The sequence below is a fragment of the Bradyrhizobium sp. RDM12 genome (assembly GCF_051917485.1).
Taxonomy (GTDB): Bacteria; Pseudomonadota; Alphaproteobacteria; order Rhizobiales; family Xanthobacteraceae; genus Bradyrhizobium.
Window position 1 is genome coordinate 799245 of the sequence record NZ_CM133064.1, and the last position, 22888, is coordinate 822132.

The 22888-nt window shown below is 64.5% G+C and carries 15 protein-coding genes and 5 pseudogenes; 10 read left to right on the forward strand and 10 right to left on the reverse strand.

Going from position 1 to position 22888, the window contains the following annotated elements; genetic code table 11:
- Positions 1 to 81: 81 nt before the first annotated feature.
- From ACTGJ9_RS03840 to ACTGJ9_RS03870, 7 genes and pseudogenes are all read right to left on the reverse strand, one after another.
- Positions 82 to 794 (reverse strand): annotated as a pseudogene (locus ACTGJ9_RS03840) (GntR family transcriptional regulator).
- A 4-nt stretch (positions 795 to 798) separates the two neighbouring features.
- Positions 799 to 1191 carry an oxalurate catabolism protein HpxZ gene (hpxZ, locus tag ACTGJ9_RS03845; RefSeq protein ID WP_456675996.1) on the reverse strand — a complete coding sequence of 131 codons (393 nt, stop codon included), beginning with the start codon at positions 1189 to 1191 and terminating at the stop codon, positions 799 to 801.
- Between the two features lies 1 nt (position 1192).
- Positions 1193 to 2588: pseudogene (locus ACTGJ9_RS03850) on the reverse strand (AtzE family amidohydrolase).
- A 7-nt stretch (positions 2589 to 2595) separates the two neighbouring features.
- Positions 2596 to 2775: a DUF4089 domain-containing protein gene (locus tag ACTGJ9_RS03855; RefSeq protein ID WP_456675997.1), complete on the reverse strand. Its 180-nt coding sequence runs from the start codon at positions 2773 to 2775 to the stop codon at positions 2596 to 2598.
- Between the two features lie 26 nt (positions 2776 to 2801).
- Positions 2802 to 4519, reverse strand: a pseudogene (locus tag ACTGJ9_RS03860) (dipeptide ABC transporter ATP-binding protein).
- A gap of 94 nt (positions 4520 to 4613) precedes the next feature.
- Positions 4614 to 5510, reverse strand: a complete 897-nt coding sequence (locus ACTGJ9_RS03865; RefSeq protein ID WP_456675998.1) for an ABC transporter permease — start codon at positions 5508 to 5510, stop codon at positions 4614 to 4616.
- Positions 5511 to 5572: 62 nt separating this feature from the next.
- Positions 5573 to 6586, reverse strand: coding sequence for an ABC transporter permease (locus ACTGJ9_RS03870; protein ID WP_456675999.1), 1014 nt, complete (start codon positions 6584 to 6586; stop codon positions 5573 to 5575).
- A gap of 173 nt (positions 6587 to 6759) precedes the next feature.
- Here ACTGJ9_RS03870 and ACTGJ9_RS03875 point away from each other — a divergent pair.
- Positions 6760 to 7922: pseudogene (locus tag ACTGJ9_RS03875) on the forward strand (IS4 family transposase).
- Positions 7923 to 8069: 147 nt separating this feature from the next.
- Here the strand turns inward: ACTGJ9_RS03875 and ACTGJ9_RS03880 are convergent.
- The 3 genes and pseudogenes from ACTGJ9_RS03880 to ugpB all read right to left on the reverse strand — a co-directional run bounded on the left by ACTGJ9_RS03880 (position 8070) and on the right by ugpB (position 12586).
- Positions 8070 to 9690 (reverse strand): annotated as a pseudogene (locus ACTGJ9_RS03880) (ABC transporter substrate-binding protein).
- A gap of 386 nt (positions 9691 to 10076) precedes the next feature.
- A complete protein-coding gene (locus ACTGJ9_RS03885; protein ID WP_456678435.1) occupies positions 10077 to 11024 on the reverse strand; it encodes an aminoglycoside phosphotransferase family protein in 948 nt (315 codons plus the stop codon).
- A gap of 236 nt (positions 11025 to 11260) precedes the next feature.
- Positions 11261 to 12586: a sn-glycerol-3-phosphate ABC transporter substrate-binding protein UgpB gene (ugpB, locus tag ACTGJ9_RS03890; protein WP_456676000.1), complete on the reverse strand. Its 1326-nt coding sequence runs from the start codon at positions 12584 to 12586 to the stop codon at positions 11261 to 11263.
- A gap of 279 nt (positions 12587 to 12865) precedes the next feature.
- On the opposite strand from ugpB, the gene ACTGJ9_RS03895 reads away from it, so the two are divergent.
- From ACTGJ9_RS03895 to ACTGJ9_RS03935, 9 genes are all read left to right on the forward strand, one after another.
- Entirely contained in the window at positions 12866 to 13861 is a 996-nt protein-coding gene (locus tag ACTGJ9_RS03895) for a TRAP transporter substrate-binding protein (RefSeq protein ID WP_456676001.1), read from the forward strand.
- A gap of 62 nt (positions 13862 to 13923) precedes the next feature.
- A complete protein-coding gene (locus tag ACTGJ9_RS03900) occupies positions 13924 to 15945 on the forward strand; it encodes an ATP-binding protein (RefSeq protein WP_456676002.1) in 2022 nt (673 codons plus the stop codon).
- Positions 15915 to 17660, forward strand: coding sequence for an ATP-binding response regulator (locus tag ACTGJ9_RS03905; RefSeq protein ID WP_456676003.1), 1746 nt, complete (start codon positions 15915 to 15917; stop codon positions 17658 to 17660). The genes ACTGJ9_RS03900 and ACTGJ9_RS03905 overlap by 31 nt, the downstream gene beginning before the upstream one ends.
- Before the next feature lie 34 nt (positions 17661 to 17694).
- Positions 17695 to 18429, forward strand: coding sequence for a response regulator (locus tag ACTGJ9_RS03910; protein ID WP_456676004.1), 735 nt, complete (start codon positions 17695 to 17697; stop codon positions 18427 to 18429).
- A 297-nt stretch (positions 18430 to 18726) separates the two neighbouring features.
- A complete protein-coding gene (locus ACTGJ9_RS03915; protein ID WP_456676005.1) occupies positions 18727 to 19338 on the forward strand; it encodes a sigma-70 family RNA polymerase sigma factor in 612 nt (203 codons plus the stop codon).
- A gap of 312 nt (positions 19339 to 19650) precedes the next feature.
- Positions 19651 to 20349, forward strand: coding sequence for a cytochrome c biogenesis CcdA family protein (locus tag ACTGJ9_RS03920; RefSeq protein ID WP_456676006.1), 699 nt, complete (start codon positions 19651 to 19653; stop codon positions 20347 to 20349).
- A 31-nt stretch (positions 20350 to 20380) separates the two neighbouring features.
- Positions 20381 to 20947 carry a thioredoxin family protein gene (locus tag ACTGJ9_RS03925; protein ID WP_456676007.1) on the forward strand — a complete coding sequence of 189 codons (567 nt, stop codon included), beginning with the start codon at positions 20381 to 20383 and terminating at the stop codon, positions 20945 to 20947.
- Between the two features lie 83 nt (positions 20948 to 21030).
- Entirely contained in the window at positions 21031 to 22005 is a 975-nt protein-coding gene (locus ACTGJ9_RS03930; RefSeq protein ID WP_456676008.1) for a hypothetical protein, read from the forward strand.
- Positions 22006 to 22229: 224 nt separating this feature from the next.
- Positions 22230 to 22823: a L,D-transpeptidase gene (locus tag ACTGJ9_RS03935; protein WP_456676009.1), complete on the forward strand. Its 594-nt coding sequence runs from the start codon at positions 22230 to 22232 to the stop codon at positions 22821 to 22823.
- The last annotated feature ends 65 nt before the right edge of the window (positions 22824 to 22888 follow it).

A 22888-nucleotide genomic window follows, 5' to 3' on the forward strand; every position in this document is an offset into this window, starting at 1 on the left:
GCGTGCCCACCAGCGTCATCGCGGACAGATGGTGGGCACGGTGCTTTGCGCCTTTGCCCACCCCACGAGATCACGACGAGATCACACCGATACCGCGTAGATCTCATACTCCCCGCGCACCAGCTCGATATGGGCGCGCATCGCGGCGGCGGCTCCCTGCTTGTCGCCGCGCATGATGGCGACGACGACGCGGTCATGCTCGGCTTGCGACTTTGCCAGGCGGCCGAGATTGCGGAACTGGGCGCGGCGGAACGGCTGCACGCGGACCCGCGTCGCCAGCGTGATCTCGGCGATGTAACCGTTTTGCGAGCCCGCATAGATCGCGTTATGAAAACGTTCGTTGACCTCGTGGAAGCGATCGGGATTGCCGGCGTAGCTGAGGACGCGGAGCTCCTCTGAATCGCTTCGAGACCGTGACGCTCGCCAGCCGACATGCGCTCGGCAGCGAGGCCGGCGCACAGCGCCTCCAGCTCCGCCATGGCTTCGAACATGCCCGTCAGGCGCTCGATCGACGGTTGCGCGACCACCGCACCGCGATGGGGCCGTGCCTCGACCAGGCCGCTCGCGACCAGTTGCCGCAGCGCTTCGCGCACCGGCGTACGCGAGACGCTGAAGCGCCGCGCGATGTCGGTCTCGTCGAGTGGCGCGCCGGGCGCGAGAGCTCCACGCACGATCTCGTCGGCAAGCTGGAGACGCAGTTCCTCGGCGCGCGTGACCTTCTGCACCGATGGCAAAGCACGGTCGACACGCGGCACCACCGGCAGCGTCCCGGGCGGAAAATCGTCAAGCATCATACGGTCAGGTCTCTTTCGACTCGTCGATGATGCTGACATGGGCGGCGACGACGCGCCAGCCCTCCGGGAAGCGAATCCAGGTCTGCATCTGTCGGCCGACCTTGCCGGGAGCCGTGTCGCGATAGAACAGGGTGGAGGCGACAGCCGTATCGCGGCCGTAGCTGGAGATCACCGTCCTGGCGGTGCGGCGCTTGAGGCCGACCGGCGAGCGGCCGGCCCGAAAGCCGGAGATCGCCTCATAGCCGTAGAGGTTTTCGCCGATGCCGTAGCGCAGCGTGCGGGGATCGTTGCGAAACAGCTCGCCGAGCACGGCGACGTCATTGGCGACGAGGGCCTGCTCATAGCGGTCGAACGCGGCCTTCACTTCCGCGATCACGTCAGGGAGATTGATCTCCATCTCAGAATCCTCTTGGTGACGGCGCGGCGGCCACGCCCATCTTCTCCAATGCGTGCGCGACGCGCAACGCGATGTCCTCGCGCCAGGGCGCAGCAATGATCTGCACGCCGATCGGCAGCGGCTCGAGCGGCACCGGCACTGCGACCACCGGCAAGCCGATGAACGAGATCGGCTGGGTGTGGATGCCGATATTGGCGCGCACCGGCAACTCGACGCCTTCGAGATTGAAATTCACCTGACCGAGCTTTGGCGCGGTGCAGGGCGTTGCCGGCGCGATCAGCACGTCGACCGATTTGAATATCTCGGCGAACTGCGCACGATACCAGCGGCGGAATTTTTGCGCGCGGTCGACCAGCGGCGCGGGCACCATGGCGCCGGCGATCAGCCGGTCGCGCACGGCGGGATCGAAATCATTCGGGCGCTTGCGCAGCCGATCGAGATGCAGCGAAGCACCTTCCGTGGTGGTGATGACATAAGCCGCCGCGCGGGCGCGCGAGGCTTCGGGCACCTCAACCACTCGCGTTGCACCAAGCGCCCTGGCGACACGGCTGACGGCTTCGACAGCTTCCGGAAACACGTTCTTCTGGAAGTAGCCGCCGGCGATCGCGATGCGCAGGTCCGAGACCGGATTGGCAAGCAGCGGCGTCGTCGGCTCCAGACCACGTGCGGTGGTGCAGGCGGCATCGTCGGCATCCGGGCCCTGCATTGCGTCATAGGCCAGCGCGAGATCCGTCACCGAGCGCGCGAAGGGCCCGAGATGATCGAGGCTCGCCACGAACGGAAATGAGCGTGCCCGCGACAGCCGTCCATAGGTCGGCTTCAGGCCAAAAATGCCGCAGAACGAGGACGGCACGCGAATCGAGCCGTTGGTGTCGGAGCCAAGGGCAATCGGCACCAGCGCGCCGCCGACGGCACTGCCGGAGCCACCTGATGAGCCGCCGGCCATCCGCGTGGTGTCATGCGGATTGCGCGAGGGACCGTCATGGACGTTCTCGCCGGTGAAGTCGTAGGCGTACTCGCCCATGTTGAGCGCACCGACCAGCACGGCGCCGGCCGCTTCCATCCGCTCGATCAAAGTCGCGTCGCGCTTGGCTGGTGCGAGGTCGCGGTTGATCTTCGAGCCGGCTCGCGTGGGCAGACCGGCGACGTCAAAGGTTCTTCACCGCGAAGGGCACCCCGGCGAGCGGGCCGGCGGTCTTGCCGGCCGCGATATCGGCATCGATGGCGCGTGCTTTCGCGCGGGCGCGATCGGCGGTGACGTCGGTAAAGGAATTGAGAACGCCGTCGCGCTGCTTGATGCGCGCGAGCGCCGCTTCGGTGGCATCGCGCGCGGACATCTTGCCGCGCGCAACCGCACTCGCGATTTCCGAGGCCGTCATCTCTGGCTTGGTGGTCATGAGAGCATCAGGCCGTGAAGATCGGCGCCGGCTCGGTCTCGTCCGGCAGCGCGAATTCATCGACGAGGCGGCCAAGCCGCAGCGAGACTTCCAGATTGGCGCGCACCGCGGGTCGCCAGGCCTCCTCGACCGGCAGCGCCAGCGCTTTCGATACGGCGTCGATACAATCGTCCAGCGGCTCGGCCATCACGCTCCCAAACAATCAGTGCAGTCTCAATGTACCTGCAACGGCGGATGCGGGATCGCCGTCAGCAGCTCCTTGGTGCAGTCGTCCTGCGGATCGCTCAGGACCTGCTCGGAAGAGCCCTCCTCGACGATCCGCCCCGTCCGCATCACAATGACACGATCGCACAACAAGCGCACTACATTCAAATCATGCGAGACGAACAGATAACTCATACCTAGCCGCGCTTTCAGGTCCTGAAGCAGGTTGAGCACCACCGCCTGCACGGAGACGTCGAGCGCCGCCGTCGGCTCGTCCAGGACGACGAGCTTTGGATGCAGCGCGATGGCGCGGGCGATGCCGACGCGGGCCTTCTGGCCGCCGGAGAGCTGGTGCGGAAAGCGATCGAGCAGATCGTGCGGCAGGCCGACCATGGTCGCCAGCTCCTCGCAGCGGGCGCGCAGCGCATCGCGGCCGCTGATGTCCCCGAGCTGCATGATCGGGTCGACGATGGCGCGCGCTGCGGTAAAACGCGGGTTGAGGCTGTCGGTCGGGTCCTGGAACACCATCTGGATGCGGCTGCGCTGCGGCAGGCGGGCAAACGATGCCGGCGCGATGGCGCCGATGTCCTCGCCATCGAACTGGATCAGGCCGGAGGTCTGGTCCAGCAGCCGCATCACCATCATCGAGGTGGTCGATTTTCCGCAGCCGGATCTGCCGACCAGGCCGACACTCTCGCCATGGCCGATCGAGAAGCTGATGCCATCGACGGCGCGGAACACATCCGGCTCAACCGGCGGCTTGCGGCCGAACAGTTTGCCGAGCGTGGCGGTGGCGCCCTGGCGGGGATATTCCTTGACCAGCTTTTCGATGATGAGGAGAGGCTGCTGGCCCCTGCACTTGCGGCGACGGCCGGGGCAGGCTTCGCGCTCGCGGCTCCCTCCTCCTCCGGCAACAGATCCCGCAAGCTCACACCGAGCCGCGGCGTCGCGCGCATCAGCTTCCTGGTGTAGGGGTGCTGCGGGTTGGCGAAGATGTCTGCGGCCTTGGCGGTCTCGACCACGCGGCCCTTTTCCATCACCACGACGCGGTCGCAATAGGCGGCGGCGAGGCCAAGATCGTGGGTGATCAGGATGGTCGACATCGCCTTGCGCCTGGTCAGTTCGACGATCAGGTCCATCACCGTCTTCTGCGTGGTGACGTCGAGGCCGGTGGTCGGCTCGTCCGCGATCAGGAGCTGCGGATTGCAGGCGAGCGCGAGGGCGATGACGACGCGCTGGCACATGCCGCCGGACAGTTCGAAAGGATAGGCGTGGTAGCGCTCGCGCGGACGGGCGATCTTGACCTGCTCCAGCGCCTCGATCGCCTTTTCTCCGTGGTCCGCAACCATGGCCTGCTGCACGTGGGTGCGGAGCACGTCCTCGATCTGGTCGCCCACTTTCCGGATCGGGTTCAGCGCCGCGCGCGGGTTCTGGAAGATCATCGAGACTTCGCGGCCGCGCAGGTCGCGCATCTGGCCTTCGGTCGCGGCCCTGACGTCGATGCCCGAAAACATCACCGAGCCCTCGGCGATCCGCCCCGCCCGGTCGAGGATGCGCATCACGGCGTAGGACGTCACCGACTTGCCGGAGCCGGACTCGCCGACGATGGCAAGCGTCTCGCCCTTGGCGACGGAGATGTTGACGTGCTGCACGGCCTTGACGATGCCGCGGCGGGTGGTGAATTCGACGGTGAGGTCCCGCACGTCGAGCAGCGGCTGGGCGGTCATGGATGGCTCCCGTCGCTCAAGAAGTTCGAAAACAACCCCATGCACAGTAGAACGGCGTTGGAAATATTGGAGGATTTTCGCGGACAATAGCCCATCACGTCCTCCGCTGGGGATCGACGATGTCGCGCAGGCCGTCGCCGAGGAGGTTGAAGCAGAACACGGCGATCATCAGCGCAAGACCAGGGAATAGCGCGATCCACCATTCGCCCGAGACCATGAAGCCCGCGCCTTCGGCGACCATGATGCCCCATTCGGCGGTCGGCGGGCGGACGCCGAGGCCGATGAAGGAGAGGCCCGCGGCATTGAGGATGGCATAGCCCATGGTCAGCGACATCTGCACGATCATGATCGGCATGATGTTGGGCAGGATATGCACCAGCAGGATGCGGAATTCGCCATTGCCCGAGAGACGTGCCGCCTGCACGAAGCCGGCATTGCGTCGGACATTGGCCTCGGCGCGCGCGACGCGGGCATAGAGCGGGAAGTTAACGATGGCCGTGGCCAGAATGATGTTCTGCACGGTGTTGCCGAGCGCCGCGACGATGCCCATCGCCAGCACGAACAGCGGAAACGCCATGATGGTGTCGGCGATGCGGCCGACGATGCGGTCGGTCCAGCCGCCGAAATAGCCGGCCGCGATGCCGGCGAGCCCGCCCATCAGAAACACCAGCACGACCGAGGCGACTGCGATGAAGGTATCGAGCCGCGTCGCAACCACGACGCGGCTGAAAATGTCGCGGCCCAATTGATCGGTGCCGAACCAGTGCGCGGCCGACGGCGCCTTCAGCGCCGCCGCGGTGTCGGAGGCGAGCGGGTCATACGGCACCACATAGGGACCGAACATTGCGGCAAGGAGGATCACGATCAGCAAGGCAAAGGAAAAGCCCGTGACCTTGTTCTCGCCGAGGACATAGCGGGTCTGTTCGAGGATTGCGACCAGTCCCGAGGTGCGGGCGGGACCGGGTTCAACGGCCGGCGCGACGGTGCTCATGACCCTATCCTGTTGAGCATGATCTGATCGGCAAACCGGTCTCCACTTTTCCGGATCATGCTCTAGCCCTCAAGCCTGACGCGCGGATCGATCACGCCGTAGAGAATGTCGATCACCAGATTCAAGAGCACGTACATCACCGCCATGGTCAGCACGAACCCTTGCACGGGCGCGAAATCCGACGAGATCAGCGCTTCCACCGCGTAGGAGCCGATACCGGGCCACGCGAACACTTTTTCGACCAGCACGTTGGCGCCGAGCAGGAACGAGAACACCATGCTGAGCGTGGTGATGACAGGCAGCATCGCGTTGCGAAACGCGTAGGTGACGATGACGGTTGTCGGCGACAGGCCGCTGGCGCGTGCGGTGCGGACGAACTCCGACGAGAGCACCGCGAGCATCGAGGCGCGGGTCATGCGCGCGATCGGCGCCAGCGAGAAGATCGCGAGCGTCGTCGCGGGCAGGATGAGCTGGCTCAGCGCCGAGCGGAACGCTTCGAAGTCACGCGCGATCAGCGTGTCGATCAGATAGAAGCCGGTGACCGTCGGCGGCGCGCTGTAGAACACGTCGAGACGGCCGAGCGGCGCCGGCGACCAGCCGAGCCTGAAGTAAAAGACGTAGACCAGCACGAGGCCGGTGAAGAATACGGGGAGCGAAACGCCCGCTGTTGTCGTGATGCGACATAGATGGTCGATCCACGATCCTGGTCGCGTTGCCGCGAGCACACCAAGCGGTATGGCGATGACGATCGAGACCACGAGACCGAGCAAGGTGAGTTCGGCTGAGGCCGGCAGGCGGTTGCGAATTTCGGCCGCGACCGGCTGCCCTGTCGTGAGCGAGTTACCGAAATCGCCATGCGCGAGATCGTTGGTGTAGCGGAAGAACTGCTCGATCAGCGGTTTGTCGAGGCCGAGCTTCTTGCGGATCTGCTCGACGGCCTCCTTCGTTGCTGCGGGGCCGGCGAAGTACGCGGCGGGATCACCGGGCAGCGCGCGCGTCAGCAGGAAGGTGACGATGACGACGCCGATCAGCGACGGAATCGCAAACATCAGGCGCTTGCCGATCATGGTCAGCATGGTAACTTCCCCGTTCGATGCATGTAGAAACGAGAGCGCGCCGCTTGCTCCGCCGCGTTCCCTCCCCTTGTGGGCAGGGCTGTCCGGGGAATGATTCACTGTGTCGCGGTGCATGCTCGGCAAAACCGAGGCAAATCGGTTTTTTCTGGTTGTCGAGACACAGAAGGCCGAGCATGCGATTTCGTGATAGCATTTTTAGTAGTCTGCTTGAACCGATCAATCGGCGGCAGTTCCAGACGGCTGTGGATCGTCTGGACGGGGATGCCTATGACAAGTCGTTCAAGAGCTGGGATCACCTGGTGACGCTGATCTATGCGCAGTTGAGCGGGAACAACAGCCTGCGCGCCGTGGTGACCGGCTTCAACGCCAATCCCCAGCACCACTATCATCTGGGCACCGGCACGTTGTCGCGCTCGACGCTGTCGGATGCCAATGCCCGCCGCCCGCCCGGCGTTTTTACGCAAACTTTTGCCAGACTGTCGGCGATGGCGAGCCGGCAGTTGCGGAGCGAAGGCCAGGAGATGGTGCGCCTGATCGACGCCAGTCCGATCCCGCTTGGCAAGGTTTGCACTTGGGCGACGTGGAACGGGCGCATCCGTGGCATGAAGCTGCACGTGGTCTACGATCCCAAAGGCGATGTCCCGAAGTGCGTCGAGGTGACAGATGCGAACGTCAATGACATCGAGATCGGTCGCCATGTCCCTATCCAGGCCGGCACAACGTACGTGTTCGACAAGGGATATTGCCGCTTCGACTGGTGGAAGAAGATCAATGACAACAAGGCCTTTTTCGTCACCCGGGCGAAGACGAGCATGCGTCTTCGCAAGATCAAGGACGCACTAATCGCAAGTGCAAGGGCGACGGCTTCAAGGTCATCGCCGATGACGAGGTGAAGCTCACCAGCAAGGGCGACTCGCGGCTGCCAATACCGCTGCGGCGCATCAAGGTCAGGCGGGAGAACGGCGGCGTGATTACGCTTCTCACCAACGATATGACCCGAACGGCCGTCGAGATCGCCGGCCTCTACAAGTGCCGGTGGCAGATCGAACTCCTATTCCGCTGGATCAAGCAGCATCTCGACATCCGCAAGTTCCTCGGCACCAACGATAATGCGATCCGCCTGCAAGTGCTTGCTGCGATGATTGCCTACCTGCTGCTACGCATCGCTGCGCGGGCCAACTGCATCAAAATGCTTCCCCTCAGGCTGGCCCAACTTGTCGGCCAGTTCCTGTTTACCCGCCGATCCATCGCAACCATCGATAAGCCGCCTCCCATCAACCCCAGCCGTCGACAATCCAGAACATCACCCGACCAGATGGAGCTCTGCTATGCCTGAGTTTCCCGGACAGCCCTGCCTTGTGGGGGAGGGCCAGGGAGGGGGTGGCTCCGGGAGAGGTCGGAGTTCGTGGCTACCCCTCTCCCCAACCCTCCCCCACAAGGGGGAGGGAGCCTGAAGAGCATGCTCACCTCACCCATCTCCGCATCACCCCTTCGCCAGCGCGCGATAGTCGAGGCGGCGGTGGAACCAGTATTGGTAACCCGAGATATTCTTCTGCATCGCGACGTTGACGAAGGGCTGGTACAGCGGGATGCGCGGGATATCGGTGTAGGCGAGATCGACGAAGCCTTTGACGTCGGTGTCGTAGGCCGCCATATCGCCGGTGGCGGCCGCGGTGCGCGCGCCGTCGATCAGCTTGTCCATCTCCGCCGACTTGTAGCTCATGGTGTTGAAGACGGAATTGTTGCCGTGATAACACCAGTAGAAGAAGTATTCGGGGTAATCGAGCCAGCCCGAGAACACGTTGGTGAAGAGCGGCATCTCCTTCTTCTTCAACTCGGTGCGCCAGTTGGCGCCGGGCACCTTGTTGATGGTGGTCTTGATGCCGATCTGGGCGAGGCTCTCCTGCACCAGCACGCAGAGCGGCTCGTTGACACCCGCGAAGTTGAGATCGAACGAGATCGTGGTCTCGAAGCCGCCCGCGAGGCCGGCTTCCGCCATCAGCGCCTTCGCCTTCTCGATGTCGGTGTTGTATTTGTGCGGCTGCGGCCAGGCGACTTCGGTCGGCTTGTCCGCAGCGGCGCCGAACATCGGATCTGCGAGGCCGAACATCACGGCATCCATGATCTTCTGATAGGGCAGCGCGTAGGCCACCGCCTGACGTACTTTTGGATTGTCGAACGGCGGCCTGGTGACGTTCATGCCGACATACTGAATGCCGTTGGAGAACGGCAGCGACACCACGTTGAGCTTGCCGCTGGCCTTCATCTCCTGAAAGTCCTTGTTCGGGAGCTCGTAGGAGATATCGGCGTCGCCACGCTCGAGCAGCGCGCGACGGTTGCCGGCCTGCGGCACCATGCGCCAGATCACGCGCTTGATCTTCGGCAGCGGACCGCAGGCCCAATCCTCGTTGCGCTCCATTATCACTTCGGTGCCGGCCGTCCACTTCGTCACCTTGTAGGCGCCGGAGCCCGCAGTCTGCTGCTTCGTGAATTCGAGTCCCCAGGGATCCTTCTCGTTTGCGTTCTTCTTCACGAGCTCGGAGTTGACGATGCAGGGCACGATCACAGCGAGATCGGGGACCGTCAGCCTGTCCTTCTTCAGGAAGTCGACGCGCACCGTGTGGTCGTCGATGACGACGAACTGCTCCGGCTTGGTCAGCGAGCCAGCACTCATCTGGAAAGTCGGAAAGCCGCCGACGCTGACCGCACGATCGAGCGACCACTTCACGTCCTTGGCGGTGACAGGCGTGCCGTCGTGGAATTTCGCGTTCTTGCGCAGCTTGAAGGTGACCGACATGTCGTCGATCTTGAACTCCTCGGCGAGCTCAGGCTTGAACTTGTCGCGGTCGTAATAGGGCACGCCGCCGGGGCCGGTCTTCATCTCGTGGCTGATCAACCGGTCATAGCAATTCCAGGACACTTCATAGCCGGGCACGTTGGTGCCGACGCCATGGATGTCGAGGTTGTTGGGGCCCCCTTCCGAGACGATCAGCAGCGTCTCCGAGCGCGCGTCGGCGTAGGCCGAGGAAACCACTCGGCATTGCCGGGAGCGCCGCGCCGGCGGCCAATCCGGAGACGGACTTGAGAAAATCGCGGCGCTTCATGAGGATGCTCCAACGCAAAAAGTTTCTGGTTGGAACTGGATCTGCAAGGTTCGTGCCAAGGCTTGGGACGGGCTTGGGACGGGCTTGTGTTGTCTGCAACGGCCTGAGAGCGCAGAGAATTGCTAGCTCCGGTCTACATCAGCACAGCTACGCCACGGGGAGTATTGCATACAAAGAGAAGCGATTGCCCATTTATTGGGCTTCCTGCTGTCTAAGCCCGCAAATAAGCACCTGCCGTCATTCCGGGGCGATGCGAAGCATCGAGCCCGGAATCCATCGATCCGCAGAACGCGAGGGAAGATGGATTCCGGGTTCGCCGCTGCGCGGCGCTCCGGAATGACGAGGAAGCATTGATGTGTCGCAGGACGGACCAAGGATGCGCGAGCTCACTCCGCCCAGATCAGCTCCTGCAACCCGACCAGATCATCCGCCTTGTCCTGCCAGCCCTCGATGCAGATGTGGCTGTTGAGGTCGCTGGCGTGATGCAGCAGCATCAGGGCCATCAGGCGGCGCTTCAGCGCGAAATCCGGCTTCTCGTAGCCAAACCCTTCGAGCAGGCTGCGCACCCTGCCCGGCCGGCCCGCCGCCATGAAGGCGCTCGGACCGAGCAGATCGTAGTCGCGCCAGCCCGCCCGCACGTCGCCGAAGTCGAACAGGCCGGCGAGCGACCAGTCGCCGTTGTGGCAGGCGAGCAAAAAATTTTCGGGAATGTATTCGCCGATCAGGACCACCGGCGGCGCGTCGATCGGAATCAGCGTTGCCGCGTCGCGCAGGAGATCGTCGAGCCCGGCGAGGAATTTCGGCGCGAGGCCGAGGCGCGTGTGCCGCGCCTTGCAGCCCAACATCTGCGTGCGCATGAAGTCGCTCCAGCGCGGCTCGATTTGCGCGAGCGGGCCGAGCGGCGCGCGCTGCACGGCGGCAATGGTCTTGCCGATCTGGCGCAGCACGCGTTCCTTCTGCGCCTCCGGCAATGACGGCCAGACTTCCGACCCGAGCGTGCCGGCAAGGCGCGTCATGACCAGATAGGGCCAGCCGTCACGCTCCCCTTCCGCGACGATCTCGGGGATCGGCAGATGAAGCCGGCCGCGAAGCTGCATCAGGGAGCCGCGCTCGGAGATGAATTGCGAGCGCAGCAGCGGCGGGAAGATTTTCAGGATCAGATTCTCGCCGAGCCCGACCACGAGATTGGTGCCGGTCGAGAACACATGCGGCGACCTGGTCTCAATGCAGTGACCGCGCGCGATGTCGAGCGCGATCGGCAGCCATTGCGGCGGATCGGAGCGCCAGGCGCGAAAGGTTTTTGCGTCGGCGAAGTGAGGCAGTGTCATCGACATCGCAACCAACTTGATTGTCATCGGAAGATGAATGCCCCGCCGCTGCGGGTAGGGCAAATGCATTTCGAAGGCAGAATTCCCTGCGGCCATCCTTCGAGACGCCCGCTTCGCGGCCCCTCAGGATGAGGACGGAATGCGCGGCAGCAAGTTCGGCAGGCACCAATGCCACTTAGCCTCATCCTGAGGAGACCGCGAAGCGGTCGTCTCGAAGGACGAGGCGCGCGTTCCGGCCGCTGCTACCGATCCGGGCTGGCGCGCTCGAACTGGCGCAGCAGCTTGTTGCCGCGCTCGACCGCCGCATCCAGCGCGGCTTGCGCGCTCTTCTGGCCGGCGAAGGCGTGCTCGAGCTCTTCCTCGATCGCGCCGCGGATCAAGTTGAAGGAGCCGAGTCTTATGCCTTTCGAGTTCTCGGTCGGCGGATGCAGCGTGATCTCCTCGAACGAGATCGCCGAGCCCGGATTGCGCTCGTAGAATCCTTGCGCGCGCGTCAGCTCGAAGGAGGCGCGGGTGATCGGCAGGTAGCCCGTGTTCTGATGCCAGGCGGCCTGCACGCCGGGCTGCGACAGATAAGCGAAGAACCGCGCCACGCCCTTGTATTCCTCGCGCGGCCGGTCGCGCAGCACCCACAGCGTGGCACCGCCGATGATGGAATTTTGCGGCGCGCCTTTCACGTCCGGCCAATACGGCATCATGCCGTAGCCGATCTCGAATTTCGAATTCGCCTTGATGTCGGCGCGGGTCGCCGAGGAGCCGATGAAGATGCCGCATTCGCCGTTCTGGAAGCGCGGCTCGGCCGACTGGCCGCGGCCGCTATAGTCGAACAGCTTTGTCTTCTGCCACTCGGCGAGCTGGGCGACGTGCTTGACCACGACCGGGTTATTGATGGTCAATTCCGCATCGAGGGCGGCAAAGCCATTCGCGCGCGTAGCCAGCGGCAGATTGTGAAAGGCCGACAGATTCTCGACATGGATCCAGGACGGCCACGACGTGGTGAAGCCGCAGACGGCGCCGCGATCGCGCAGGCGCTTTGCAGCGGCGCCAAGCTCGGGCCACGTCTTCGGCGGCGTCTCGGGATCGAGGCCGGCGTCGCGGAACATGGACTTGTTGTAGTAGAGGATCGGTGTCGACGAGTTGAACGGGAACGACAGCAAATTGCCGGCGGCATCGGTGTAATAGCCGGAGACTACCGGAAGATAGTCATTGAGCGAGAACGGCTCGCCCATGTCCCGCATCATGCTGTACACCGGATAGATCGCGCCCTTGGCCGCGGTCATCGTTGCCGTTGCAACCTCGTTGACCTGGACGATCGCGGGCTGGCTGCGCGAGCGGAAGGCGAAGATCGCGGCCGTCACGGTCTCGGTGTAGTTGCCCTTGTAGGTCGGCACGACGCGGTAGTCGGACTGCGAGGCGTTGAAATCGGAGGCGAGCTTTTCGAGCTGCTTGCCGAGCTCGCCCGACATGGCGTGCCACCACGCGATGTCGGTGGCGGCGCGCGCCTCGCAGCTCAAGGCGAGGGCCAGAATGGCGGCGGCGACCTGCAATAGGCGCAATGCTGAAGTCACGAAGGCTCTTCCCGGATCAAGCGGCAAAAGGCGACCGTACCCTGCTTAAGGGGCGGCACCTGCGGTTTCAACCGGGAATAAAGGCCGGTCGCGCCGCACAATCGCGCCGGGGAGCGGCGCCGGATGGCGTTCCCCGGCCATCTGCACGAACCCGTCCCGATCGGAACGGGCTCTTGATTCCCGCTTTGACGCGAACCGGTATCCACTTCGCTCGAAAACGCTTTAGATTGCATTGAACCTTTTGCTCCCGCCATAGACTCCATCTCTGAGGGGTTGAGTGTGCCAGTGCTAAACCGTGCCGAACTCTCACGGGCCGGGGTGATCTTCGTTGCGCTTCTGCTCGCCATCTGGGCGACGGGAGCTGCTGCGCGCGAATTCCGCGCCGCCGACACCCAGACCGAGGATTACCCGACCGTCCAGGCGCTGCGCTACATGGGCGCGTTGATCGCCGAGCGCACCGGCGGCCGGCACGAGATCAAGGTGTTTCACTCCCGCCAGCTCGGCGAGGAGAAGGAGACGATCGAGCAGACCCGCGCCGGCGCAATCGACCTCAACCGGACCAATGTGGCCCTGATCGGCAATTTCGTCCCGGCGATGAACGTGCTCGCCATGCCGTTCCTGTTCCGGTCCATCGAGCACATGCAGAAGGTGCTGGACGGGCCGATCGGCACCGAGATTTTGGGCAGCTTCGAGCCTTGCGGCTTCGTCGGGCTCGCCTTCTACGATTCCGGGGCACGCTCGATCTACAATGCCGTGCGCCCCGTGAAGAGCATCGCCGATCTCAAGGGATTGCGGATCCGGGTGCAGCAGTCGGAATTGATGAGCGAGATGATTCGCTCGCTCGGCGCCGAGCCGGTCGAATTGCCCTACGGGCAGGTGCTCACGGGGCTTGCGACCCACCTGATCGACGGCGCCGAAAACAACTGGCCATCCTTCGTGACGACAGACCATTACAAATATGCCGGCTACTATGCCCTCACCGAGCACACGATGAGCCCGGAGGTGCTTGTGATCTCGCTCAAGGCCTGGCGCAGCCTGTCGCCAGACGACCAGACCATCTTCAAGGAGGCCGCGCAGCGCTCCAGCCAGTTCATGCGCGAGAAGTGGCGCGACCTCGAGGAGCGGTCGCAGCGCAAGGCGGAGGCCGCCGGCATCACCGTGATCAAGGACATCGACCGTAAGCCGTTTGAAGACGCCATGGCGCCGATCTACGTCAAGGCCGCGAAGGATCCCGCCGCGGCCGCGCTGATCGACCGCATTCGCAACGTGGAGTGACACGACTGGCCGCGCTTGGACACAGCGAGCATGCAGAGCGGGCGCCCGGGCCGATCGGGCGGATGCGCGCGCGGCTCGTCGGCGCGCTGCGGGCGGTGCCGATCCGCTGGCGCATCCTGTCGATTGCAGCGCTGAACTCCGCCGTGGTGATCGTGCTGGTGGCGATGATCTGGAATGGCGCCCAGGTGCTGGGCTCGGCCTGGGACGACGTCCGCCAGGTGCGCGAATCCGACCGGATCCTGGCGCTGCTCGAAAGCGAGACCGGACGCCTCCAGAACCTGATCCACCGCTACATCAACCAGCCGAGCCCGGACCTGTTCGCCGAGATCCTGCTGCTGCGCGAGGCCGTGCTCGGCACGCTGACGGACCGCGCCGCCAAGGACCCGATGCTGTCGGGCTCGGTCGAGGAGTTGGAGCGCACCACCGACCGCTTCCTCAACGGCTTTGGCGAATTGCGCAGCGTGCAGGCGACCATCGCCAGGACCTATGAGGAGCAGGTGCAGGGCCCGGCCAAGGACATGGCGGGTCTCTACTCCATCATCGAGGGCGCCACCGGCCATCGCGACGCGCTGATCTGGCCCTCGCTCGGCAAATCGCGCGAGGCCTTCACCGCGATGCTGGTCGCCGCCAATTCCTATTATCTGTCGCTGTCGCCGGGTGCCGCCGACGATGCGCGCCGCAACACCGAGACGATCGAGCAGACCATTCCGGTAATGATCGATCTCGCCGACAATGACCTGCAGCGGATGGCGCTGCAGAAGCTCGGCGCCCGCACCATGGCGCTGCGCGAGGGCTTCGCAAAGCTGTCCGAGCAGCTGACCAGCCGCACCGAACTCCTGCGCAACACCATCGACGCCAGCCAGGCCGAGGCGATCGGCGCCATCGACGATCTCTCGACAAAGATGCGGCAGCGCGAGCAAAAGGCGCAGGAGACGTTTGACCGCACGCTGGCGAATATCTCGCGACGGGTGCTGTCGATCGCGGTGATCTTCCTCGGCATCATCCTCTCTGCCGGCGTCCTGATCGCGCTGTCGATCCGGCTGCCGCTGCAGCAGATCATGGCGGCGATGCGCGCGATCACGCTCGGCGATCTCGGCCGCGAGGTGCAGGGCACCAAGGCACGCGACGAGGTCGGGGCCATGGCGCGCGCGGTGGAGGTGTTCCGCGAGAACGCGATCGCCAAGCGCGAGACCGAGGACGAGCTGCGGGCATCGAAGGAGAAGGCCGAGAGCGCGCTGCTCGAGCTCAACGCCGCGCAGCAAAATCTGATCGACGCCGAGCGGCTCGCAGCGCTCGGCGGCCTCGTCGCCGGCGTCGCGCATGAGGTCAACAACCCCATCGGCATCAGCCTGACCGTGGCCTCGAGCTTTGCAAGGCGCAGCGAGATCTTCGAGGCCCAGCTCAGGGGCGACGGAGGCCTGCGCCGCTCGCAGCTGGAAGAATTCGTGCAGTCCTCGCGCGACGCCTCGCAGCAACTGGTCGCCAACCTCACCCGCGCCGGCGAGCTGATCCAGTCGTTCAAGCAGGTCGCGGTCGACCGTTCGCACGCCGAGCGGCGCCAGTTCTCCTTGAGCGAAGCCACCGACCAGATCATCGCGAGCCTGCGCCCGGTGCTGAAGCGCTCGCCAATCACGCTGCAGGTCGACGTGCCCGTGGGGCTGCTGCTCGACGGCTATCCCGGCTCCTATGGCCAGATCCTGACCAATCTGTTCCTTAATGCCGCCAACCACGCCTTCGCCGACGGCCGCGCCGGCACCATCACCATCTCGGCGCGACCGCGCGGCACCGACGACATCGAGATCATCTTCGCCGATGACGGTGCCGGCATGACCTCCGACGTGCAGCGCCAGGCCTTTGACCCATTCTTTACCACCCGGCGCAATGAAGGTGGCACCGGACTCGGGCTTCATATCGTCTATAACCTCGTCACCCAGCAGCTGGGCGGCCGGATGATGCTGGAATCCAAGCTGGGACAAGGCACCACTTTTCGGATTATCATGCCGCGGATCGCCAAGGGCGGCGCGCAAGGCACAGAAAGCGACGGGACTTCGCAATGGCCGAACAGGACGATGTCCTCCACCTGATCGACGACACCGGTACCGCGTCGGAGGATATGGACGCCCGCAAATGGAGGATCGCCGTCATCGACGACGATCCGGCCGTGCATGACGGCACCCGCTTCGCGCTGTCCGACTACAGCCTGAACGGCCAGGGCCTGGAGATCCTCTCCGCCCATTCCGCGGCGGAAGGTCGCAAGCTGATGGCCGAGCACGGCGACATCGCCGCAGTGCTGCTCGACGTCATCATGGAGACCGACGTCGCCGGCCTCGAACTGGTCGAATACATCCGCAACGAGCTCAAGAACGAGACCGTGCGTATCATCCTGCGCACGGGCCAGCCAGGCCAGGCGCCGGAGCGGCGCGTCATCGTGCAGTACGACATCAACGACTACAAGGCCAAGACCGAGCTCACCGCCGACAAGCTGTTCACCTCGCTGACGGCGGCGCTGCGCTCCTATCAGCAGCTCGAGCGCATGGTGCAGACCAGGCGCGGGCTCGAGATCATCATCGATGCCGCCTCGACGCTGTACGACTTCAAGTCGATGCAGCGGCTCGCGGAGGGCGTGCTGACCCAGCTCGCCTCGCTGCTCAATGTCGACTGCGCCGGCATACTGGTTTTGCGCGACAATGGCGGCGTCGACCCCGAGCTCTCGGTGCTCGCCGGCAGCGGCTGCTACAGCCGCTTCATCGGCACCACGACGTCAAAGGCGCTCGACCCTGATTTGCGTGAAATGGTCGAGGCCGCGTTCCAGCGCCGCAAGAACGAATTCGCCGACCATCGCAGCGTGATCTATCTGCGCACCGGGTCCGGCCGCGAGGTCGTTGTGCTGCTGCAGGCCGAGCGCGAGCTGTCCGAGACCGACCGCTCGCTGGTCGAGATCTTCTCCAGCCGGCTCTCGATCGCGTTCGACAACGTCATCCTTTACCAGCAGCTCCAGGACGCCAACACGCAGCTGGAAGACCGCGTCGCGCAGCGCACCCGCGCGCTGATGCAGGCCAACCGCCGGCTGTCGGCGCAATGGCTGCGGCTGCAGCGTGCTAACGGCTTCAAGAACGAGATCCTGGGCACGGTCGCGCACGATCTGAAGAACCCGCTCGGCGTGATCCTCGGCCGCACCGAGATGCTGAAGGAGCTGATCTCGACCGGCGCGTCCGCGAGCGGCGTGGGCGCCCAGGTCGACCACATCCGCGACGCCACCAAGCGGCTGACCTCAATGGTCGATCATCTGATCTCGGACGCAATGGCGGATGCCTTCGACATCACCATCCGCCGCGAGCCGGTCGACGTCGCGGCGCTGGTGAAGGAGGTCGCCGAGGCCAACCAGCCGCTCGCCGTCAACAAGCAGCAGGCCATCCACGTCACCGCGCCGGCCAACATCGTCACCATGTGCGACACCGACCGCATCCGCGAGGCGATCGACAATCTGATCAGCAACGCCATCAAATACTCGCCGATCGCCGGCAAGATCACCGTCGCGGTCACCCATGAGGCCAACGACACCGTCATCCGCGTCAGCGACGAGGGCGCCGGCCTGTCGCCCGAGGATCTCGGCCGGCTGTTCGGCCGATTCCAGAGGCTATCGGCAAAACCGACCGCGGGCGAGAGCTCGACGGGGCTTGGGTTGTCCATCGTCAAGCGTATTATCGACATGCATGGCGGCGAGGTAACCGCCGAGAGCGAAGGCCCGGGCAAGGGCTCGACCTTCACCATCACCCTGCCCGCGACCGAGACGCCGTGATCTGAGCACCGAGATCTGCAAGATTTGAAGTGACATGACACAAAGCCAGCACATCATGATTGTCGACGACGAGGCCCCGGCCCGAGAGATGGTCGGCGATTACCTCAAGATGCACGGCTTCACCGTGACGCTGTGCGACGGCGGAAAGAGTTTGCGCGCCGCGATCGACGGCAGCATGCCCGATCTCGTCGTGCTCGACCTCAACATGCCCGAGGAAGACGGCCTCTCGATCATCCGCGACCTCAAGAGCCGCATCAACGTGCCCGTCATCATGCTGACGGCGACCGCGAGCCTGATCGACCGCGTCGTCGGCCTCGAGCTCGGCGCCGACGATTACGTCGCAAAACCCTGCGAGCTGCGCGAACTGATGGCGCGCATCCGTTCGGTGCTGCGGCGGAGCGCACCGGCGAAAGCTAGCGCCGGCGCGGCGCCCGCGAAATCGGACAAGGATCAGCTGGTCCGCTTCGGTACCAAATGGCTGGACCTCGAAGCCCAGGCCCTGCGCGATGACGAAGGCAACGAGCATCCGCTGACCGCGTCCGAATTCGGGCTGCTCAAGGTGTTCGCGGCCAATCCGAAGCGCGTGCTGTCGCGCGAGCGTTTGCTGGAGCTCGCCAATGCACGCGACGCCGAAGCCTTCGACCGCGCCGTCGACCTCCGCATCATGCGCATCCGCCGCAAGATCGAGCCCGACCCGACCAAGCCCGCCGTGATCCGCACCATCCGCGGCGGCGGCTATCTGTTCTCGCCCGCGGGCGAGAAGGCGTAGACGCCACGTATCATTCACGCTGTCGATCCGGGACGACAGCGGTAGGTGTGGCATCCGCGAACGCGAGGCTTCGAAATTCGTTCCGCCCAGTCCAATTCCGCAGTACCGTATTTTCCACACGTTGAAATTACACGCTTTTCTGCCCTGAATGTTTCGTCGCGATCGAGCCGACGAAACAATTTGGCGGCCCACGAAACCATTTTCCGCTTTTCGTGCAGACGTCCCGAAACGTTGGCTCATTAACACTTTGGTCCAAGGAAACGCCGCTCGGTCGCGGCGCACCGGGGAGCTAAGTCAATGCCGAATGTCATCGCCATCAACGCCCAAGCCAGCCAGAGCATCATTGCCGCTCAGGCGACCTCGGACGACATGCTCCTCGAGAGCATTGCCGACGGCAACCGGACGTCCATGCACATCCTTTATTGCCGTCATAACGTGCGGGTTTACCGCTTCATCTTGCGCATCGTGCGCGACGCGACCACGGCGGAAGACCTGGTCAGCCAGGTGTTCCTGGATGTGTGGCGCACCGCCGGCCAATTCCAGGGCCGCTCGCAGGTCTCGACCTGGCTGCTCTCGATCGCCCGCTTCAAGGCGCTGACGGCGCTGCGCCAGCGCCGCTTCGAGGACATCGATCAGGAAGACGTGCGCCAGATCCCTGATGATTGCGACACGCCGGAGACCTCGCTCGACCGCAGCGACACCAGCGCCATCCTGCGCGCCTGCGTGCAGAAGCTGTCACCTGCGCACCGCGAGATCATCACCCTCGTCTACTATCATGAGAAGTCGGTGGAGGAGGTCGGGCAGATCATCGGCATCCCCCAGAGCACGGTGAAGACCCGGATGTTCTACGCCCGCAAGCAGCTCGCCGATCTGCTTAAGAATTGTGGCGTCGACCGTTTCGCCGCCTGAGACCAAGGATTTCAATGGGATAGGACCGGTTTACCGGCCCCTTCTCGGGACGCGGAAGCGTTACCGCCGATGAAACAAATGAAACAAAGCACAACATCAGGCGGAAAAACTTCGTCCCTATAAAGATCGCATACGGTTTCGTTAAACCTCCCAAGACCTCCAACGGCCCGGACGGGATGCCCCCCTCCGGGTCGTTTTGTGTTTGGGATGTTGCTGCGGGGCCCGCCTCTCCCCGTCACGAGCGCGTGACACCACGTAACGATCCTCGCCTCCATCCCGAACTGCCCTCGTGACCTCCATCACGAGTGCCCCATGCTCGAGCTCCTGTTCGCTATCCTCGCCGGCATCCTCACCATCGCGGCTCCCTGCACGCTGCCGATGTTGCCGATCCTGCTCGGCGCCTCGATCGGGCGCACGTCGCAGCTTCGCCCCGCGATGATCGCGCTCGGCTTCGTCGTCTCGTTCTCCGCGGTCGCGCTGCTGCTCGGCTCGCTGACGCGGTTGTTCGATTTCGACCCGAACGTGCTGCGCGAGGCGGCTTGGGTCCTGCTGCTTGGCTTCGGCCTGCTGATGCTGTGGCCGGCACCGTTCGAATGGCTGTCGATCCGGCTCAATGGCTGGCTCAATCCGGGCGCTGCCGGCGGCGCGCCGCGCGAGGGTGCGCTCGGCGGCTTCGTGCTCGGGACGACGCTGGGCCTGGTCTGGACGCCCTGCGCCGGCCCGGTACTCGGCTCGATCCTGACGCTGGTCGCGACCTCGCGGAATCTGGCCTGGGCCGGCACACTGCTCATTGCCTACGCGATTGGCGCGGCAATCCCGATGCTGGCGATCGCCTATGGCGGACAGGCCGCGACCACGCGCGTGCGCAGCCTCGCCCGCATCTCGCCGCGGCTGCAGCAGGGCTTCGGCGTGGTCGTGATCGCCTTCGCGCTCGCCGCCTACTTCCAATACGACACGCTGATCGTGGCGTGGCTCACCGGCTTCTACCCCACCGGCCAGATCGGCTTGTGATCATCTCTCACCTTCACCGGAGGACGCTTCCATGACGTTCAAACTGCTCGCCGTCTCCGTCGCACTGATCGGCTTCGCCGTCACCGGCGCGGTCATTCCCGGCATCTGCGACGAGGCCGCGCCCGCGGCGCCGGTCAAGGTCGCGGCGGCAAGCCAGGCCGCGACCGCGCCCGATTTCGCCGGCATCAGCAACTGGTTCAACTCGAAGCCGCTCAGCATCGCCGATCTGCGCGGCAAGGTCGTGCTGGTCGACTTCTGGACCTATGGCTGCGTCAACTGCGTCAACACCCTGCCGCACGTCACCGATCTCTACGCCAAGTACAAGGACAAGGGTCTCGTCGTGGTCGGCGTGCACACGCCGGAATTCCCGTTCGAGCGCTCGGCCTCAAACGTGCAGGCCGCGCTGAAGCGCCACGGCATTAATTATCCGGTGGCGCAGGACAATGATTCCAAGACCTGGAACGCCTACCGCAACCAGTATTGGCCGGCGCAGTACATCATCGACCAGAACGGCAAGATCGTGTTCCAGCACGAAGGCGAAGGCCGCTATGACGAGATCGACCGCACCGTGGCCAAGCTGCTGAACGCCAATAGCTGATGTCGCCTGCGGCGGCGTTGCGTTGCTGCTTGACTCCACGGACTCGTCCGTGGAGTTTCGCGGCCTCGACATCAGCGGCCGCAATGGACGACCCGGGCACCAGCAACGACATCCGCCTTCGCGAAGGCTCCTCGATCGCGCAGCGGCTGGTCGTGGCCGGCTCCGCGGCGGCCGTTGCGCTGTGTTTCACGCCGGGACTGTTCACGCACGACATCCTCGAAGTGATCATCTCCGTGGTTGCGCTGCTAGCGGGCGCCGCGTTCGTCGGCACCGTGATGCTGACCCCGGCGGTGGTGTGGATCATCACGCCGGATGAGATCCTGATCGGACGGCAGCGACCGTTCGGGAAGCTCCAGACCAGGATCGTCACGAAAGACGCCATCAGGGGCCTCCAGGTTCCCGGCAGTAAAACTGCCAAGGCCCGCTTCCAGCTGGCCTTCACGTTGGTCTCGGGCGAGCGCCTGACCTCCCCGCCGCTCTCCGACGTCACGCATGTGCGTGACACTGTGGCCTGGATCGCCGCGCATTTCGACGTTCCCGACGTCGAAGCGCCCGTCAATCCGCTCGATGCCAGCAATCCCGAGATGCGTCTTGGCGAACCCGTCGAGCCGTTTTCGCAGCGAGACATCGGGATCGCGGCCCTGATCGTCGTCGCGCTGAGTGTCGCACCTTACGCCTGCAGGCTCTGGCGCGGCTTGCCGCCCAATTGGATCGATATCATGCTGCTGCCGCTTGGCGTGATCGCAGCGTTCGGGGTCTACAGGTTCGCCAATCTCGTGACCGGCGCGTTCTGGATCATTCGCGAGGACGATATCCGCGTCGAGCGCCTCTGGGGCAATGGCGAGATGCGCGCCGACCATATCGAAGGGCAGGACGTGAAAGCGATCACGATCGAGCGCCGCGGCCGGTCCGAGGACGAGCACTGCGTCGTGGCGATCCGGCTGCGGTCCGGACGACGGTTTCGCAGCCCCCGCATCGGCTCGCGCAACGAGGCCCGCGCCGTGGGCGCCGAAATCGTCCGGCGGCTCGGGATTGGGGCGGAGGCCAGTCAGATCTAGCTCTCCCCCGCAAGCCAAGCGGGAGAGGGAGCGCACCACCTCCGCGGCAGCAATCTGTGCTTTTCGCGCCATCCCCCCGTTTATGGCATTGCGGGGCCCCCCTCAAAAAACCGAAGCATTCTCGTGACATACCGAGGGGCCGCGCCTTGAACTTGCCACGAAGCTGCCCCTGAGTTCAGATGAGTTCCTGACGGTTTGCGCTGTGGCAGTGGGGAGAGCTTGAAATGCCGGATTTTCGTCGCCTGACCGGGGCGCTTGTGGCTGCGATGGGCCTGATCCTGTCTGCGCCGCAAGCCTTCGCCCAGCAACCCGACCGCGGCGATGAGCCCGGCCTGGTCGCGGACGACAGCTACGAGCTCGATCCGGAATGGCAGAAACAGGTCGTGTACTACCGCACGACCGAAGCGCCGGGTACCATCATCATCTCGACCGCCGAGCGCCACCTCTATCTGGTGCAGCCCGGCGGGCGGGCGATCCGCTATGGCATCGGCGTTGGCCGCGACGGCTTCCAGTGGCAGGGGCTGGTGAACATCACCAACAAGAAGGAGTGGCCGGACTGGACGCCGCCGCCGGAGATGATCCAGCGCCAGCCCTACCTGCCGCGCTTCATGGCCGGCGGCCCCGGCAATCCGCTCGGCGCCCGCGCCATGTATCTCGGGACAACGGTCTACCGCATCCACGGCACCAACCGTCCCGATACGATCGGCACCAAGGTATCCTCAGGCTGCTTCCGCCTCGTCAACAATGACGTCGCCGATCTCTACGATCGCGTCCCTGTTGGCACCAAGGTGGTCATCCGCCAGAAGCCTGAACTGTAAGCCTGTCGTTTGAGCATGATCTCTCCGGATCATGCACTGCGCCCCTCCCCCAATTCCTTTTCCCG